The 16,135-nt window shown below is 62.5% G+C and carries 17 protein-coding genes; 7 read left to right on the top strand and 10 right to left on the bottom strand.

Features of this window, described 5'->3' with window-relative positions; translation table 11 throughout:
- Both DyAD56_RS07655 and DyAD56_RS07650 read left to right on the top strand, forming a co-directional pair.
- A partial coding sequence (locus DyAD56_RS07655; RefSeq protein ID WP_102302175.1) for an IS3 family transposase occupies positions 1-738 on the top strand: 738 nt, incomplete at its 5' end.
- A gap of 541 nt (positions 739-1,279) precedes the next feature.
- Positions 1,280-1,966 carry a S24 family peptidase gene (locus DyAD56_RS07650; protein WP_102302147.1) on the top strand — a complete coding sequence of 229 codons (687 nt, stop codon included), beginning with the start codon at positions 1,280-1,282 and terminating at the stop codon, positions 1,964-1,966.
- Positions 1,967-2,137: 171 nt separating this feature from the next.
- On the opposite strand, the gene DyAD56_RS07645 is transcribed toward DyAD56_RS07650, so the two are convergent.
- The 4 genes from DyAD56_RS07645 to DyAD56_RS07630 all read right to left on the bottom strand — a co-directional run bounded on the left by DyAD56_RS07645 (position 2,138) and on the right by DyAD56_RS07630 (position 4,631).
- On the bottom strand, positions 2,138-2,641 hold the full coding sequence (locus DyAD56_RS07645) for a TPM domain-containing protein (RefSeq protein ID WP_102302146.1): 504 nt from the start codon (positions 2,639-2,641) through the stop codon (positions 2,138-2,140).
- Between the two features lies 1 nt (position 2,642).
- Positions 2,643-3,530 (bottom strand): YgcG family protein, encoded by an 888-nt coding sequence (locus DyAD56_RS07640; RefSeq protein WP_102302145.1) that lies wholly within the window; start codon positions 3,528-3,530, stop codon positions 2,643-2,645.
- Between the two features lies 1 nt (position 3,531).
- Complete coding sequence (locus tag DyAD56_RS07635; RefSeq protein WP_102302144.1) at positions 3,532-4,146, bottom strand: LemA family protein; 615 nt, start codon at positions 4,144-4,146, stop codon at positions 3,532-3,534.
- A gap of 113 nt (positions 4,147-4,259) precedes the next feature.
- Positions 4,260-4,631 carry a diacylglycerol kinase gene (locus DyAD56_RS07630; protein WP_102302143.1) on the bottom strand — a complete coding sequence of 124 codons (372 nt, stop codon included), beginning with the start codon at positions 4,629-4,631 and terminating at the stop codon, positions 4,260-4,262.
- A 233-nt stretch (positions 4,632-4,864) separates the two neighbouring features.
- On the opposite strand from DyAD56_RS07630, the gene DyAD56_RS07625 reads away from it, so the two are divergent.
- The 3 genes from DyAD56_RS07625 (at position 4,865) to DyAD56_RS07615 (ending at position 8,479) form a co-directional block, all read left to right on the top strand.
- Complete coding sequence (locus DyAD56_RS07625; RefSeq protein ID WP_102302142.1) at positions 4,865-6,406, top strand: oligopeptide:H+ symporter; 1,542 nt, start codon at positions 4,865-4,867, stop codon at positions 6,404-6,406.
- Between the two features lie 136 nt (positions 6,407-6,542).
- A complete protein-coding gene (locus DyAD56_RS07620; RefSeq protein ID WP_102302141.1) occupies positions 6,543-7,817 on the top strand; it encodes an ATP-binding protein in 1,275 nt (424 codons plus the stop codon).
- 98 nt (positions 7,818-7,915) lie between these two features.
- Positions 7,916-8,479, top strand: a complete 564-nt coding sequence (locus DyAD56_RS07615) for a response regulator transcription factor (protein WP_102302140.1) — start codon at positions 7,916-7,918, stop codon at positions 8,477-8,479.
- 59 nt (positions 8,480-8,538) lie between these two features.
- Here the strand turns inward: DyAD56_RS07615 and DyAD56_RS07610 are convergent, their stop codons facing one another.
- From DyAD56_RS07610 to DyAD56_RS07600, 3 genes are all read right to left on the bottom strand, one after another.
- On the bottom strand, positions 8,539-9,531 hold the full coding sequence (locus DyAD56_RS07610) for an isoaspartyl peptidase/L-asparaginase (RefSeq protein ID WP_102302139.1): 993 nt from the start codon (positions 9,529-9,531) through the stop codon (positions 8,539-8,541).
- Between the two features lie 120 nt (positions 9,532-9,651).
- Entirely contained in the window at positions 9,652-10,926 is a 1,275-nt protein-coding gene (locus DyAD56_RS07605) for a M56 family metallopeptidase (RefSeq protein ID WP_102302138.1), read from the bottom strand.
- Positions 10,913-11,284 carry a BlaI/MecI/CopY family transcriptional regulator gene (locus DyAD56_RS07600; protein WP_102302137.1) on the bottom strand — a complete coding sequence of 124 codons (372 nt, stop codon included), beginning with the start codon at positions 11,282-11,284 and terminating at the stop codon, positions 10,913-10,915. The genes DyAD56_RS07605 and DyAD56_RS07600 overlap by 14 nt, the downstream gene beginning before the upstream one ends.
- 222 nt (positions 11,285-11,506) lie before the next feature.
- On the opposite strand from DyAD56_RS07600, the gene DyAD56_RS24475 reads away from it, so the two are divergent.
- Positions 11,507-12,865 carry a 3-oxoacid CoA-transferase gene (locus DyAD56_RS24475; protein WP_102302136.1) on the top strand — a complete coding sequence of 453 codons (1,359 nt, stop codon included), beginning with the start codon at positions 11,507-11,509 and terminating at the stop codon, positions 12,863-12,865.
- Between the two features lie 51 nt (positions 12,866-12,916).
- Here DyAD56_RS24475 and DyAD56_RS07590 read toward each other — a convergent pair whose 3' ends face one another.
- The 3 genes from DyAD56_RS07590 to DyAD56_RS07580 form a co-directional block, all read right to left on the bottom strand.
- A complete protein-coding gene (locus tag DyAD56_RS07590) occupies positions 12,917-13,834 on the bottom strand; it encodes a HAMP domain-containing sensor histidine kinase (protein ID WP_233202323.1) in 918 nt (305 codons plus the stop codon).
- An 84-nt stretch (positions 13,835-13,918) separates the two neighbouring features.
- Positions 13,919-14,650 carry a response regulator transcription factor gene (locus DyAD56_RS07585; protein WP_102302134.1) on the bottom strand — a complete coding sequence of 244 codons (732 nt, stop codon included), beginning with the start codon at positions 14,648-14,650 and terminating at the stop codon, positions 13,919-13,921.
- A 122-nt stretch (positions 14,651-14,772) separates the two neighbouring features.
- Complete coding sequence (locus DyAD56_RS07580) at positions 14,773-15,390, bottom strand: arylesterase (protein ID WP_102302133.1); 618 nt, start codon at positions 15,388-15,390, stop codon at positions 14,773-14,775.
- Positions 15,391-15,409: 19 nt separating this feature from the next.
- On the opposite strand from DyAD56_RS07580, the gene DyAD56_RS07575 reads away from it, so the two are divergent.
- Entirely contained in the window at positions 15,410-16,135 is a 726-nt protein-coding gene (locus DyAD56_RS07575) for an ATP-binding cassette domain-containing protein (protein ID WP_102302132.1), read from the top strand.

Genomic DNA, 16,135 nt, shown 5'->3' with positions numbered 1-16,135 from the left:
ATCGTCGGCATGAGCGCGAGCGCCTATCGCTATCAAGGTCGCCCCGATCGCAACATGGCGCTGCGCGAGCGCATCGTCGGTTTGGCCCAACGCCACCGACGCTATGGCGTCGGCATGATCTATCTGAAGCTTCGGCAGGAAGGACTCGTGGTGAACTACAAGCGCGTCGAGCGGCTGTATCAGGAAGCAAAGCTGCAGGTGCGCGCGAAGCGCAAGAAGGTGCCTGTGGCCGAGCGTCAGCCTCTCCTTCGCCCTGCCAAGGCCAACGAGGTCTGGTCGATGGATTTTGTATTTGATCGCACGGCCGAAGGCCGTGTGATCAAGTGCCTCACCGTGGTTGACGACGCCACACACGAGTCGGTCGTGATCGAAGTAGAGCGTGCCATTTCTGGTGCCGGCGTCGCTCGCGTGATGGATCGCTTGGCGCTCACACGCGGCCTACCGAAGATCATTCGCATTGATAACGGCAAGGAGTTTTGCGGGAAGGCCATGGTGGTGTGGGCCCATGAGCGCGGCGTGCAACTGCGGTTGATCGAGCCTGGCAAGCCCAACCAGAACGCTTACATCGAATCGTTCAACGGGCGCTTGCGCGATGAATGCCTCAACGAGCACTGGTTTCCCAGCCTGCTTCACGCACGCACCGAGATCGAAACCTGGCGCCGGGAATACAACGAAGAACGACCCAAGAAGGCTTTGGGCGGGCTCACGCCCGCCGACTATGCGAAGCAGCTAAAGTGACACTGGGCTCTAATTCGTCCCGCTACTGAAAGCGGGGGGACGTCGGACCGCCATGTCACGCGGGACCATGATTGTGGATCCCGGCAACACGAGGGTGAACGTCTTGGGATTGCCATTGAGGGTGCTACACCCGGTCGCCCAGAGGGCATTGCTGACAAACAATGCAAGAAGAAAAAGGAATCCCTGGAGCCACAACACACTGCCTCGACGTGGGGGAACCCAGCGAGTGGTGGGCTCCGATGAATCAAGGGACGGACCGCCTGGATGACTCGTCATTCTCATATTCCACTCCCCGAACATGGTTGTTTCGCTCCCAAGGTTGAACTGTCACACCCGTGGCCTTGCGTTGCATGGCTTTGCAAGTGAAGGCGCCCGAGCACTTGCCCACTTCGCCACCGCTCCGACGAGCGCGGTGGCCAGCCCGATCCGGACCGAAAAATCCTGCGACAGAATGTCGAAAGGAAGTGAGCATCTCGATGATAAATACACTTAACATCGATATGAAAGTGTACTTTTCGCTTTGGCAAGTAATCTTATTGCCATGCAAAGATTCGGTGATCGACTCAAGGCTGCCCGTGCCGCCAAGGGGCTATCGCAACGCGCCCTGGGCGTGAAGGCCGGAGTCTCCGGAACTTCGATCAAATATTGGGAAGACGGAACGACGGACCCGGAAAACATCCGGAACGCCGCACTTCAGGCGGCTGCGGACGCGTTGGGCGTCACCGTGGCCTATTTGAAGACGGGAAGGGACGCGCCAAGGCGTGTCGGCCCTGCCTCAAGTCGACACATCGTCAAGGATGACGCCAGGCTAATCTCCGTTATTTCCTACGTGCAGGCGGGCGAATGGCTCAAGATATCCGACCCTGCAAACCTTGACGGCCTGCGGCCTCTGGTCATTGGGGGAGGACTGGCAGAGCGTCTCAGCGAAACCGCGTTTGCTCTCGAAATTGAGGGTGAGGCGATGCTGGACGAATTTCGACAGGGCGATATTGTCATCGTCGACCCCGGCATCGCTCCGCTTCCAGGGGATTTTGTCGTCGCAAAGCTCGATAACGACACGCGCGCCATCTTCCTGAAGTATCGACCTCGCGGCGTTGATCAGGCCAATCACCCTGTTTTTGAGCTCGTGCCTCTCAATGAGGATTTTGAAATCATTCGAGTCTCAACGGACAACCCAGGCCGCGTCATCGGGACCATGATGGAGCACCGGCGGCATCGGCGGCGCTGAACCAGAAGTGCCTTGATATCACCTTAGTTTCTGGACAAATGCGACGCGCATGCTGCCCAAATACCGGGGGCCTTCCCGCCGGCTTTAGCATGCATTCGCGGCGGCCTCTGCCAACTTCCGCGCCCATCGTCCACTCCGTCTCGAGCACACAGAGAGCTCACTAGCTCGCGCTCAGAGCAAGATGGGCCTGTCTGGCAGCTCGTCCGGTGCGTCCTTGTCGTTACCAGGAAAATGCTTCACCAACAGAGCATGGGCTTCGGCAATACCTTCCAGGCTGCCCTTGCGCCAATTACCGCGCGCAAAACTAAGCAGCATGTGATCGCGAACCACATCCCACTCGGCCTGCGTGACTGCCACAGCGACGCCACGGTCGGCGATGATCACCACGCGATGTTCCGCCATCAGCACGTAGAACAGCACGCCGCTGTTGTGCTCCGTATCCCACACATGCAATTGCGCGAACACCTGTCGCGCACGATGTTCCGCACTCAAACCCGCCAGTACCGCGCTCGGTGCCAGTCGCGATTCGATCGCGAAGCAAACTTCGCCGCGGTGGTCGCGCTCGCCCCGGGCGATCGCCGTGGTCATATCGTCCAGCAGGCTTTTGGGGAAACGTCGGCGTAGCTGGAACCAGCCGTCGAACAGATTCATGAAGAGGCGTTGCCTATTCGACATGTCACCAGCTCCCCGATGATCCGCCACCGCCAAAACTGCCACCGCCGCCGCTGAAGCCACCACCACCGAGGCCGCCGCCACCGCCGCCGAAGCCACCGAAGCCGCCGCCCCCAAAGCCACCCCAACCACCGCCACCGATCGAACGCCCTCCTCCACCCGGCAACAGCATCAGCACGCCACCAATGAGCGCACCGAAGATGCCAGCGCCTGCAGACGCCGCGAGCAGCCACACCAGCGCACCGGTGAGCACTGCCCCTACCGGTGTACGCAGCCACACCGTGGTACGCCCGAAGATGCTGCGCAGGAAGATGGCGATGAAGACGCCGAACAGCAGCACATGCCCGAAGTCGATGCCTCGTCGATGTTCGCGGTTGCTACTCTCCACCGGCGGCGGCAACGCTTCACCGTTGACGAGCTGGGTGAGCGCACCTACCGCGTCGCTGATGCCGCCGAAGTAATCGTTGGTACGGAATTTCGGCGCGATGTACTCGCGGATGATGCGTGCTGTCGCCGCATCCGGCACGGCGCCTTCCAGGCCGTAACCTACCTCGATGCGCACGCGGCGATCATTCTTCGCCACGAGCAGTAGCAGGCCATCGTCCGTACCCTTACGACCGATCTTGTTCGCCTCCGCAACGGCCAGCGAATACTCCTCGATCTCCTGCGGCTGCGTGGTCGGCACCATCAACACGACCAACTGTGCGCCCTTGGTCTTCTCCAGCGACACCAGCTGTGCGTCGAGCTGGTCGACCTGCTGCGGCGTCAGCGTGCCCGTGAGGTCCGTGACATGACGCGTGAGGGTGGGAACGGCTTCATCGGCATGCAACTGTGCCAGCGGCAGCAGAGCCACCGCCAGCACGAGCAGCAGGCGCGTTACGCGCCGGATCATCTCAGTGCGCCGAGGCTGCAGGCGCCGGGCTGCCGAAGTCGACCGTCGGCGCCGTGGAAATGGCCTTCTCGTTCTCCACCGAGAAATTCGGCTTCACCTGGTAGCCGAACATCTTCGCGGTGAGGTTGTTCGGGAAAGTGCGGATCATCGAGTTGTATTCCTGCACCTCTTTCACGTAGCGGTTGCGCGCGACGGTGATGCGGTTCTCGGTGCCTTCCAACTGCGCCTGCAGGTTCTGGAACAGGCCGTCGGCCTTCAGCTGCGGGTAGTTCTCGCTGACCACCATCAGGCGCGACAACGCGCTAGACAGCTCACCCTGCGCGGCCTGGAATTGCTTGAGCTTCTCCGGGTCGTTCAGATCGGCAGTCGACAGCTGCGTGCTGCCCACCCTGGCGCGTGCATTGGTCACCTCGGTGAGCACACGTTCCTCGTGCTGGGCATAGCCCTTCACCGTATTGACCAGATTGGGCACCAGGTCGGCGCGGCGCTGGTATTGGTTGAGCACCTCGGACCAGGCTGCCTTCACCGCCTCGTCCTGGCGCTGGATGGCGTTATATCCGCAACCCGACAGGCCGACGGCGACCAGCAGCAATACAAGGACACGAAGAAGTTTCATGGTGGTGCTCCAATCCAGTGGAGCACCATTGCAGCATTCCGTCGTGAACGACGCAATCTTGCGCGCTCTCAAAGGTCCGGCCGGCAAAGGCAAACGACGTCTCGACGAACCAATCAGAACCAGTGGGGCCAGAGGATGAGCCCCCAGGTCAGGGCGGTCATGGCCAGCAGCAGGAACACGGCGGCCGAGCCCATGTCCTTGGCGCGACCCGCCAGCTCGTGGAATTCCGGGCTGACTTTGTCGACCACGGCCTCCACCGCCGAATTGAGCAATTCAGCGGATAGAACCAGCACAGGAGGCAGCACCAAGGCAATCTTCTCCAACGGGCCGTTACCGAGCCATAGGCCCAGCGGTACCAGAATCACGGCAATGCAGACTTCCAACCGAAACGACGCCTCATGGCGCCAACCGGCCTGCAGCCCTTTCATGGACCACTTGAAAGCGTTCCAGATTTGCCGGGGTCCGCGAAAACCACTGGCGGCCATGGTGTCGTCCTCTGTGAGATTGCGGCACGGCCGCGTCCGCCCATGGCGTGCATAAGACCGGAATTTTGCCATATCCGCCTCATGGCGGGCAGATCGCAGCTTTCTGCATGCGGCAGCGCAACGTTACCTGAATGACGAATCGGTTACGCTTGGCCACTTTGTGACCAAATTCCCGGTCACGCGAGCCGGTCACCCCGCGTGGCCGTTGTATGAACCGCAGTACGGACAATTGAATGGCAATCCAGAATCCACCGGTCTCACAGACCCGCTCGTTCAGCACCGTGTTCCTGATCGAGATGTGGGAGCGCTTCGGCTTCTACGGCATGCAGGTGCTCATGGTCACCTACATGATGAAGAAGCTCGGCTTCGCCGACAGCAAGGCAAACCTCGTGTGGGGCGCGGCCGCCGCGCTGATCTATGCCACCCCCGCCATCGGCGGCTGGGTCGGCGACAAACTGATCGGCACGCGCCGCACCATGGTCACCGGCGCCGTCGTGCTGACGCTGGGCTACGCGATGCTGTGGATTCCCTCCAACAACCCGACGCTCACCTACCTTTCGCTCGGTGTGATCATTGTTGGCAACGGCTTCTTCAAGCCCAACGCCGGCAACCTCGTACGCAAAATCTACGAGGGCGACGACGTACGCATCGATAGCGCCTTCACCATCTACTACATGGCGGTGAACGTCGGCTCGATGGTCTCAATGACGGCCACGCCGTGGATTCGCGACTACGTCGGCACGCATTATGGCGACGCCATGGGTTGGCACACCGCGTTTGGTGCGTGCGCCGTGGGCCTTGTGCTCGGCCTGATCAACTACTCGCTGATGCATCGCACGCTGGCGCACATTGGCTCGCCTGCGGACGAACAGCCGCTGCAGGGCAAGCGCGTGCTGGCGCTTATCGTTGCCTCGTTGGTGATCGTCGCCGTTGCCGCCTTCATCCTGCAGAGCCTGCTGGCCGCGAAGATCTGTGTATACCTGGCCGGCATCGTGATCTTGGGCATCTTCGTGCACCTGATCCGCAACGCAGAGCAGAGTGAGCGCGCCGGCCTGATCGCCGCGCTGGTTCTCACCGTGCAAACAATCTTCTTCTTCATTTTCTATGCGCAGATGGCGACCTCGCTGAACCTGTTCGCGCAGAAGAACGTCAACCTGATGCAGGACTTCAACCTGGGCTTCACCCAGTTCCACATCACCTGGATCCCGGAGCAGTACCAGAACCTCAACGCCATCTGGATCGTGCTCCTCAGCCCTGTGCTGGTAGCGATCTACAACACGCTAGGCCGCGCGGGCAAAGATCCGTCGGTGGCCACCAAGTTCGCCTTCGGTTTCGCCGCAGTCGCACTGGGTTTCTTCATGTATGGCTTCGGCGCGATGAGCGCAGTCGACGGCCAGGTGTCCTCGTGGACCATGATCTGGGGCTACGGCCTGTACTCGTTGGGCGAGCTGCTGGTGAGCGGTCTGGGTCTGGCGATGATCGCTCGCTACGTGCCGGCCCGCATGGGCGGCTTCATGATGGGTGCGTACTACGTGGCCGTCGGCATCTCTCAGTACCTGGGCAGCGTGGTTGCCAACCTCGCCGCCATGCCTGAGAACATCAGCAGCCCGGTCGAGTCGCTGAACATCTACGTCGGTCTATTCAACAAGCTCGGCTTCGTGGGCATTGCCTGCACGGTGGTCGCCGTGGTGATGCTGCCGCTGATGAGCAAGCTCTCGCGCAGCCACTCCGAAGCACACACGCCACTGCCGGCTGTGCATAGCGAAGAAGTCTGATCGACACCTACTCGCCCCGCTCGTCGGGGCGAGTTCTTTTGGGGGCCAAGGCCTGCCCATCCAGGGCCTGCGCATAGTGACGCACCGCCCTGCCCCATTCCGGGGAGGCCAGCGCAAACCGGCTAGTATCGCGGCCATGAAGCGCCCCAGCACCCAGCAACGCATCGGACCTCGCACCCTCTTCCGCAGCCTCGCCTGGCTGCGCATCTGCGCCATCGCCGGGCAGAGCACCGCCGTGCTTGTCTGTGCGTTGTGGATGCGCATGGATATCCCACTGCTGCCGCTGATGGTCGGCATCGGCTTGCTCGCGGTGTTCGCGGTGTTTGCTGCATGGCGCCTCACCCAGCCGTGGCCCGTCCGCCAGTGGGAAACCATTCTCCATGTCGGTGTCGACACGCTGGTGCTGGGCTACCTGCTGCACTTCACCGGTGGTGCGAGCAATCCGTTCATTACGCTGCTGCTGATTCCTATTGCGCTAAGTGCGGCGGCGTTGACAGTCAACGCCGTGTTCACTGTCGCCGCAGTGGTCGGTGCGGCTTACGCGGTCTTGCTGTTCTGGTACGTGCCGCTGCCGGTACCCATGCATTCCACCAGCGGCTTTTCGCTACATGTGCTCGGCATGGGCGTGAACTTCGTGATCATGGCCGTGCTGCTGGGCTTCTTCATCAATCGCCTTGCGCGGGCCGTGCGTCTACAACAGTTGGAGATGCAACGCGTGCGCGAGCGCGCACTGCGCGATGAGGGCATCCTGGCCATTGCCACGCAGGCGGCGGGTGCTGCCCATGAACTGAACACGCCACTGGCCACCATGCGTACGCTGCTGCCTGAGCTTCGCCGCGAGCACGCGGGCGACACCGCACTGGCCGAAGACCTTGAACTGCTGGAGGGACAGGTCGATCGCTGTCGCACCATCCTTCGCGAGATGGTCGCCTTCGGCAAAGCGCAGCTATCGCAGGAACCGGAACAGCTCACCGTCGATAAATTCATCCACGGCTGCCTGGAACGGTTTCAATTGCTACGGCCAGAAGCAGATCTTGCGCTTGCGCTCGACCAGGAAGCCGCACGCACTGTACTGCGCACGCCGCCAGGCCTACGTCACGCGCTACTCAACCTGCTGAACAACGCGGCCGACGCCTCCGCCCTCAATCACTCGCAGGCGGTAGCACTCACCGTGCGTCGTGATGGCGGTTGGCTGGAACTGATCGTGGCCGACCACGGCCCCGGCTTTGCCGACCCTACCGGCGAACTGTCGGAACTAGGCCGCTCGCATAAGCAAACAGGACTGGGCATCGGACTGGCGCTGGCTGAGGCCACGGCCGAACGCCTGGAAGGCGAATTGATCGCACTCAACACCGGGCACGGCGCACAAATGCGCCTGAGATTGCCGCTGGCCGTGATTGCTGCGCCATAATCCCTGCGGCGGATAGCCACAGTGGCGCATGGCCACATGGGCATGCGTTGTCGCAGCGGCGAAAATGCCCATATCGGCACAACGCCGAGGAGAACACCATGAGCGATCAACAACTACTCATCATCGACGACGATGCCACTTTCGCCCGCGTGCTTGCGCGTGCACTCAGCTCGCGCGGCTTCGACGTGATCACCGCCAGCAATGCCGACGAGGCCCGCGCACTCACCCGCCGCCACCAACCGCGCTACTGCGTGCTTGATTTGAAGCTGGGCGAGGAAAACGGCCTGCGCTTGATCCCGGAACTGCAGGCGCTGGTGCCCGAGATCCGCGTGCTGCTGCTGACCGGCTACGCATCCATTGCCACGGCCGTCGAAGCCATCAAGCGCGGCGCGCACGACTATCTCGCCAAACCAGTGGATGCTGATGCAGTGGTTCGCGCGCTACTCGACGGCGATACCAATGCGGGCGAAGACGATGTGATCGACGCGCCGGAAGCGCCTCTCGCTCTACGTCGTCTGGAGTGGGAACACATCCAGCGCGTACTGACCGAATGCGATGGCAACATCTCGGAAACGGCGCGCCGCCTGGGCATGCATCGCCGCACGCTGCAACGCAAGCTCAGCAAGCACCCCGTTCGCGAACGCCCCGAACACGAAGAGTAAGAAGCTCGGGCACCGGGAAATAGACGAAGCACGTGACACCCTCCGTGCTTCTCTCCCTGCTAGCCGCCCGTCGACTCTGCTTCAGCCGGTAACGGCTCCGCAGTGCCATCGCTCTCATCGCCGTAGATCGCCACATGCGGCACACCGTCGGCACCGATCCAACCGCGATACATCCCATCGGTATTGAACGGCATCGACACGGTACCGTTCGCATCCAGCGCAATGGCGCCGCCATTGCCGCCCATCGACGGAATTTCCTGATTAATCACTTCGGCCGCTGCGCGACGCAACGGCACGCGCATCTGAGTCACGCGCATGCAGATTTCATGCGCGGCCACGGTGCGAATGTAGTACTCGCCCCAGCCGGTGCCGGACACCGCGCAGCCTGAATTGGCGTACGTGCCCGCACCAATGATCGGCGTGTCGCCGACGCGCCCCCAGCGCTTGTCGTTCATACCGCCCGTGGACGTGCCCGCCGCCAGATGCCCTTGTGCATCGAGCGCTACCGCACCCACGGTACCGAAGTGCTTGGCGGTTTCAACGTCGGAGTGCTTTTCCTGGTTCTCGTCTTCCTTGAGCGCCTTCTGCAGCTGTTGCCAGCGCTCTTCCGTACGGAAATAAGCCGAGTCAACCAGCGTGATGCCCACCTGCTTGGCGAACTCTTCCGCACCGTCGCCTACCAGCATCACATGCTGGGATTTCTCCATCACCGCACGCGCCAGCAGGATGGGATTCTTCACGCGATGCACGCCAGCCACGGAGCCCGCTTCCAGCGTGGCGCCATCCATGATGGCCGCATCCATTTCGTTCTTGCCGTCGTGCGTAAAGACAGAGCCCTTGCCTGCATTGAAGTTCGGGTCGTCTTCGAGCACGGTGATGGCCGCGGATACCGCATCCACCGCGGCCTTACCGGCTTTGAGTTGCGCGTAGCCGCTCTGCAGGGCCTGCGTCAGCGCGGCGCGCGCGGCCTTTTCCTTGACTGGGGTCATGTCGCGTTTGATCACGCCCGCCCCCCCATGGATCACCAGCACCGGCGAGGCGGCATGACACATGGACGCTATCCCCAGCGCCGCGATGGCGGCGACAAGACGGCTGGACTTCACGGACGGTACTCCCCACAACGTTGGTGGGGAGTATAGCCAGCCGTTGCTTCATGCTCACCCGCGCGGTGATCAGCAACCGTTGCTGGGGGTCAGATCCATCTTGAGCGTGCGGTCAAGCTCGTTGCCGTCCTTGCCCATGATTTTCTGGCCGACCTGGATCCCGCCAGTCTGGCCTGGCAGCATGCGGATGCCGGGCTGCACAGGCTTGTCCAGGCTGCCCCCACTGATTTGGGTCTGTACTTCCAACTGGTTCTCTGGCCCAGGCACCACACTCAACCGCACCTGCCACGCCGGGAGCGGATCAATGCCCGTCTGGACGGCGTCATAGTGCTGACCTGGCTTGAGGCACATGTCGGCATGCAGTTTCGCGGGTTCTCCGTTGATGCCCAGTTCAATCTTCAGGCGATGATTGCCATTCGATGCATCCTTCGTATCGGTCGCGGCATACAGGGCACCGGTGATGGCAACGCCCAAGGCCAACATCGCGACGCCTCCAACGATTCGACCGGTCTTTCCTGGCGGTGACAGCTTCAACATGGCAATACGCTCTGTGATGGGGTGTCGTGACAGCCAAGGGCATCCCACCGGCAGCGGAAAGGCCGCCGACTGGGTCTTCAACATCGTCTGCGCATACAAATGGCGCTGACCCCGATGACGCTTCATCACGGCGGCATCGCAGGCAAGCTCCTGATCGAGGCGAAACGCGCGGTAAGCCCACCAGACCGCCGGATGACACCAGCAGACGACGAACAAGAGGCGCGCGCAAAGCGACCAAAAACCATCGTGACGCCCGGCATGGGCCTCCTCGTGCGCAAGGATCAGCGCGCGCTCCTCAGGGCTGTAGCGGCGATCGAAATCGGCAGGCACGACAATCCGCGGACGCCAGGCGCCGACGAGTGCCGGCCCGATGTCGTCACGGTCCGCGCGCAACACTGCCCAGCGACGGTCGCCACCATCCATGCTGGTACCCGCACCCAGCAAGCGCTGGTAGCGCCATTGCGACACGATCGCTGCCGTCAGATTCACAGCAACGCCGAGCAACCACAACGCCAACGCCAAGTCCTGCCAATGAAGATTCTCGTCGTGGAGCGGGGTCGTCCCCATCGCACCGGCTGCCGTCGTCACGGTGAGCACGAGCGGCGGCAATGGCCGCGATACGGCGCCAACCGCATGAGGAAGCTGGCTGGCCAGCACAGCCAGCGGAGGCAGCAACCAAAGCTGGAAGGCGCTCTCCGCGCCCAGCCACCGGCGACACACGGGACGCAACGCGGCAACGGCCAGCAAGGCCATGCTCAACGACAGCAACAGCAGCCAGGCGCGTGAGACCAGCTCAAGACTGTTCATCGTCAAGTTCCTGCAGCAGCTTCTTCAGTTCGGCGATGTCTTTCTTCGACAGCTTGCGCTGCTCGGAGAAGTGCGCCACCAGTGGCGCCACGCGGCCGCCGAACAATCGATCGAGCAGCCCCTTGCTTTCCTGCGACACGTATTGCTCGCGCGTCAGGCGCGGCGCGTAGAGATAGCGCCGCCCGTCGCGCTCGGCCTTCACGGCCTTCTTCTTGAGCAGGCGGTTGAGTAGGGACTTGACCGTGCCCTCCTGCCAGCCCTGCTGCGGACCGACCTCCGCGAGGATGTCCTCGGCGCTGCGCGGCGACGAGCGCCACAGCACCTCCATGATGATCGCCTCGGCTTCGCTGACTGCCATACATCACCGTTTACGCCTGTAATTGAATTTATGTTTACATGCGTAATCGACAATGGTCAAGCATCCAGGGGGCGTCACGCATCCCTAGCACCGGCTCTGTGGCTACCCCACAAACGTCGCTGCGACGCCAAGGGTGCAGCCTTGCGACCTTCGTACAGCATGTCCGGTCACCATTCCGTCGTATCCTTGGCAGCTGGCTCTCCCCTGCAAGAAGGCATCGCAATGGACAAGGTTTATGCAAGCGCGGCGCAAGCCCTCGACGGCCTGCTGTTCGACGACATGACCATCGCCGCCGGCGGCTTCGGCCTCTGTGGCATCCCCGAGAACCTGATCGCGGCGCTGCTGGCGGCTGGCACCAAGGGCCTGACCATCGTGGGCAACAATGCCGGCGTGGACGACTTCGGCATGGGTCCGCTACTCAAGACCCGCCAGGTCAAGCGCGTGTATGCCTCCTACGTGGGCGAGAACAAGGAATTTGAGCGTCAGGTACTGGCCGGCGAACTGGAGCTTCACCTGGTGCCGCAGGGCACGCTCGCTGAGAAGCTGCGCGCCGGCGGCGCGGGTATCCCGGGCTTCTACACGCGCACCGCATTCGGCACCAAGCTCGCCGATGGCAAGGAAACCAAGGTCTTCAACGGCAAGGAATACGTGCTGGAAGAAGCCATCCACGCTGACGTATCTATCGTGAAGGCGTGGAAGGGTGATCGCCTGGGTAACCTGGTGTTCCGCAAGACCGCGCGCAACTTCAACCCGATGATCGCCACCTGCGGCAAGATCTGCGTAGCCGAAGTGGAAGAACTGGTGGACGTGGGCGAGCTCGAGCCGGATGGCATCCACGTGCCCGGCATCTATGTCGACCGCATCATCAAGGGTCCGTCGTACGAGAAGCGCATCGAGTTCCGCACCGTTGCCGGCGCCAACACCGGCAAGGAAAGCCCGATCCGCACGGCCATGGCGCAACGCGCCGCCAAGGAATTGCAGGACGGCTTCTACGTGAACCTCGGTATCGGCATTCCCACGCTGGTCGCCAATTACATTCCGCCGGGCATGGATGTCACGCTGCAGTCGGAGAACGGCCTGCTCGGCATCGGCCCGTTCCCGGATGACGCCCACGTTGATCCCGACCTGATCAATGCCGGTAAGCAGACCATCACCACCCTGCCCGGATCGAGCTTCTTCTCCAGCGCGGAATCGTTCGCGATGATTCGCGGCGGCCACGTCGACCTGTCGATCCTCGGCGGCCTGGAAGTGTCGTGCACAGGCGATCTCGCCAACTGGATGGTGCCGGGCAAGATGGTGAAGGGACCCGGCGGCGCGATGGACCTGGTGAGTGGCGTGCAGCGCGTCGTGGTGCTGATGGAGCACACCGCGAAGGACGGTTCGCCCAAGATCAAGGACCAGTGCGACCTGCCCATCACCGGCAAGGAATGCGTGGACCTGATCATCACCGACCTGTGCGTGTTCTCGGTTGAGAAGGGCAAAGGCCTGACGCTGATCGAGCTGCAGGACGGCGTAACGTTGGACGACGTGAAGACGAAGACGGGCTGCGCGTTCGCGGTGAGCCCGTCGTTGAAGCAGTAAACCGCACTGCGGCCTTCCAACTTTTGTTGGAAGGCCGCAAACACCGGCGCGCTACGCAGGCACCGGCGTCGATTCCGGAAAGCGAATGCGCGCGATGTGACGACGCCCATCGTGCGTTTGCAGCTCAAGCGGCCATTGGAAACGCTCGCTGATGCGCTGAGCGATGGCCAATTCGAAACCGTGGCGGTTGGCCCGGCCATGTGAGTCGTCGTAGCGGTGCGTCACCGTCACCATGCCCGGCATCACAGTGATTGCCACCGTGCCTCCTTCCGCCTGCTGGCAGGCGTTACGGATCAACTGCCAGCACAACACGGCAAATACGCGTGGCGAACCGTGCAATGCGAAACGCGCGGGCTCGTCGAGCTCCAGCGTAATCGGGCGGCCCTCCAGCATCTCCAGCACATCGGGCAGTTCGTGGCGGATCACGTCGTTGACGACGAAATCCTCCTCGGTGAGCCCATTATCCGATTCACGCGCCAGAATCAGTAAGGCCTCGACCAGTGCTTCCATTTCGCGCGTGGAGCGCTTGATGCGTTGCACGGAACGCTGCCCGAACTCACCCAGTGAGGAATCGTCCGCCAACATGTCGGCGGACATCTTGATCACGGTGAGCGGGCTGCGCAGTTCGTGGCTCGCGTCGCGGGTGAAGTTGCGTTCGCGCTGGTTGTATCCGGCAATGCGGTTGGCGAACTCATAAAGGCTGCTCGCCAGCGTAGCCACGTCGGCATCGGTGCGGCGCGAGATCTGATCGGGGCGCCACCCATCTAGGCCGGTGGATTGCTCATCCCAGGCGCTTACCGCTTGCGCGAGACGACTGATAGGGCTCCATTCGCGCCGCGCGGCCAACCACGACAGCACACTGATGATGACAATGAGCGCGAGCACCGCGCCCATCGGGGCGACGTCATAGAAGCCCATCAGGCACGCGATCACGATGGCCAGCAACTGCAAGCCAAAGATGATCGCCATGCGCCTATGGTACCGCCCGCTGCGGAATATCCGCGCGGGCTTGGAACTGCCCCTGCTGGCCATAATCAACTCATGCGGACACGATCATGCCGGCTGTGAGGCCGAGGCCACCTCCGATTCAAGATCGGCAAGGCGATATCCGGCGGAGTGGATGGTATGCAGCAGCGGACGCTCGAACGGTTTGTCGATGACGCGGCGCAGGTTGTAGAGGTGGGAACGCAATGTATCGGAATCGGGCAGCGTGTCGCCCCAGATTTCGCGCTCGATGTCACGGCGACTCACCACGCGGGGCGATTCGCGCATAAGGATCGCCAGCAGCTTCAGGCCGATCGGCGACACAGTGAGCTCTTGCCCGCTGCGCACCAACCGCAACGTAGCTGTGTCGAGCGTCATATCGCCTACGGTCAGGATTTCCGTGGACACCTGGCGACGATCGCGACGGATCAGCGCGCGCAGGCGGGCTTCCAATTCGCGTACTTCGAAGGGCTTGACCAAGTAGTCGTCGGCACCCGCCTCGAGGCCGATAAGCTTGTCCTCAAGCGTATCGCGCGCAGTCAGCATGAGTACCGGCGTAGATTTCTTGGCGTCGCGCCGCAACTTGCGGCACACGTCCAAGCCATCCATGCCCGGCAGCATCAGGTCGAGCACGACCACGTCATAGCTGTTGGAAACAGCCAGATGCAAACCACTGACGCCATCGGCCGCGTAATCGACCGAATACCCCCTTCGCTCCAGAAATTCGCCGACCATTTCTGCGATCTGGCGGTTGTCCTCGACCAGAAGGATCAGTCCTGCTTGTTCGTCGCGCGAGCTCATCCGTACCTCCTGAAGCTGACTTCACAAAGGTGAACAGCTAACGACCGGCATCGTGAGGGCCATGTGAAGACAATGACGCCCGATTCACGCGCGGTTGTGATTATCATCACGTCTCGCGCGTTTCAACGCAAAAGCGGTGCCAAGCCCTTCCATACGTTGTCCAGCACCATGGGCTCGCCGGCAGCCACGGGGTGCAGGCCATCGTCCTGCATCAGCGCCGGCTTCAGCGCCACCCCGTCCAGCAGGAACGGGACCAGGGCCACGTTCTTCGTCTTGGCCAGGTCGGCATAAATGGCGCGCAGGCCATCCCGGTACTGCGGGCCGTAGTTGACCGGCAACTCGATGCCCAGCAGCAGCACGCGTGCGTGCGCCTTCTGTCCGGCATCAACCATGGCCGCCAGGTTCTCCTTTAGCTGGGCCAGCGGCAGGCCCCTAAGGCCATCGTTGGCGCCCAACTCGATGACCAGCACCGCCGGCTGGGTCTTCTCAAGCAACGCAGGAAGGCGATTGCGCCCGCTCAGCGAGGTTTCGCCACTGATGCTGGCATTGACCACGGTCCAACCCGGCTCCATCTTGGCTAGACGGTCCCCCAGCAGATGAACCCAGCCGGCCTCGACTGGAATGTTGTGTGCGGCGGACAGCGAATCGCCCAGCACGAGTACGGTTTTCGGCGGCGTCGCCTGCGCGGCGCCGATGACGGCACCCCACAGCAAGACCAGGCAGCAAAGGAAACGACGCATGAGTGGTAATGCCTCCGCAATGTCCGAGAGCCCACAGCCCGGCTCTAAGGGTGTCCTCTTGGACGCGGTCGATGTTAGCAAGTCGGTCCAGGGCCCCGAGGGTCGGCTCGACATCCTGAGCGGCGTGTCGCTGCAGGTGCGCGAGGGCGAGAGCTTCGCCATCGTCGGTGCCTCGGGTTCCGGCAAGACCACCCTGCTCGGCCTGCTTGCCGGTCTGGACACGCCTTCCAGCGGCCATATCGCCCTGGACGGACACCCACTCGAACGCTTGGACGAGGAAGCGCGCGCCGACCTGCGTCGACGTTTGGTCGGCTTCGTGTTCCAGTCGTTCCATCTGTTGCCTGCCCTGACCGCAGAAGAAAACGTCATGCTGCCGCTGGAACTCGAAGGCCGCGACGACGCGCGGGTCCGTGCCCGCGAAGCGCTGGAAGCCGTCGAGCTGACGCCACGGCGTCGGCACTACCCGGCCCAGCTGTCGGGCGGCGAACAGCAGCGGGTGGCGATCGCCCGTGCCTTCGTGCACAGCCCCCGCCTGCTGTTCGCGGACGAACCTACCGGCAACCTGGACCAGCGCACCGGGCAGCACGTGAGCGACCTGTTGTTTTCGCTCAACCATGATCACCGCACGACACTGGTGCTGGTCACCCACGACCCGCGGCTCGCCGCGCGCTGCGCGCGGCAGGTGACGTTGGACAACGGCCGCGTGGTCACGGCTCCACGCGCATCCACAGCGGTGGCGCCGTGA

This window comes from Dyella sp. AD56, assembly GCF_002878475.1.
Lineage (GTDB): Bacteria > Pseudomonadota > Gammaproteobacteria > Xanthomonadales > Rhodanobacteraceae > Dyella.
The sequence above is the reverse complement of the archived record's forward strand: the minus strand, read 5'-3'. Positions and strand labels throughout refer to the sequence as shown.

What these genes read in the sequence shown, in the direction of transcription:
- DyAD56_RS07650 (WP_102302147.1), top strand. Translation starts at nt 1,280, where the DNA reads ATGCAAAGATTCGGTGATCGACTCAAGGCTGCCCGTGCCGCCAAGGGG.
- DyAD56_RS07645 (WP_102302146.1), bottom strand. Translation starts at nt 2,641, where the DNA reads ATGTCGAATAGGCAACGCCTCTTCATGAATCTGTTCGACGGCTGGTTC.
- DyAD56_RS07640 (WP_102302145.1), bottom strand. Translation starts at nt 3,530, where the DNA reads ATGATCCGGCGCGTAACGCGCCTGCTGCTCGTGCTGGCGGTGGCTCTG.
- DyAD56_RS07635 (WP_102302144.1), bottom strand. Translation starts at nt 4,146, where the DNA reads ATGAAACTTCTTCGTGTCCTTGTATTGCTGCTGGTCGCCGTCGGCCTG.
- DyAD56_RS07630 (WP_102302143.1), bottom strand. Translation starts at nt 4,631, where the DNA reads ATGGCCGCCAGTGGTTTTCGCGGACCCCGGCAAATCTGGAACGCTTTC.
- DyAD56_RS07625 (WP_102302142.1), top strand. Translation starts at nt 4,865, where the DNA reads ATGGCAATCCAGAATCCACCGGTCTCACAGACCCGCTCGTTCAGCACC.
- DyAD56_RS07620 (WP_102302141.1), top strand. Translation starts at nt 6,543, where the DNA reads ATGAAGCGCCCCAGCACCCAGCAACGCATCGGACCTCGCACCCTCTTC.
- DyAD56_RS07615 (WP_102302140.1), top strand. Translation starts at nt 7,916, where the DNA reads ATGAGCGATCAACAACTACTCATCATCGACGACGATGCCACTTTCGCC.
- DyAD56_RS07610 (WP_102302139.1), bottom strand. Translation starts at nt 9,531, where the DNA reads ATGTGTCATGCCGCCTCGCCGGTGCTGGTGATCCATGGGGGGGCGGGC.
- DyAD56_RS07605 (WP_102302138.1), bottom strand. Translation starts at nt 10,926, where the DNA reads ATGAACAGTCTTGAGCTGGTCTCACGCGCCTGGCTGCTGTTGCTGTCG.
- DyAD56_RS07600 (WP_102302137.1), bottom strand. Translation starts at nt 11,284, where the DNA reads ATGGCAGTCAGCGAAGCCGAGGCGATCATCATGGAGGTGCTGTGGCGC.
- DyAD56_RS24475 (WP_102302136.1), top strand. Translation starts at nt 11,507, where the DNA reads ATGGACAAGGTTTATGCAAGCGCGGCGCAAGCCCTCGACGGCCTGCTG.
- DyAD56_RS07590 (WP_233202323.1), bottom strand. Translation starts at nt 13,834, where the DNA reads ATGGCGATCATCTTTGGCTTGCAGTTGCTGGCCATCGTGATCGCGTGC.
- DyAD56_RS07585 (WP_102302134.1), bottom strand. Translation starts at nt 14,650, where the DNA reads ATGAGCTCGCGCGACGAACAAGCAGGACTGATCCTTCTGGTCGAGGAC.
- DyAD56_RS07580 (WP_102302133.1), bottom strand. Translation starts at nt 15,390, where the DNA reads ATGCGTCGTTTCCTTTGCTGCCTGGTCTTGCTGTGGGGTGCCGTCATC.
- DyAD56_RS07575 (WP_102302132.1), top strand. Translation starts at nt 15,410, where the DNA reads ATGTCCGAGAGCCCACAGCCCGGCTCTAAGGGTGTCCTCTTGGACGCG.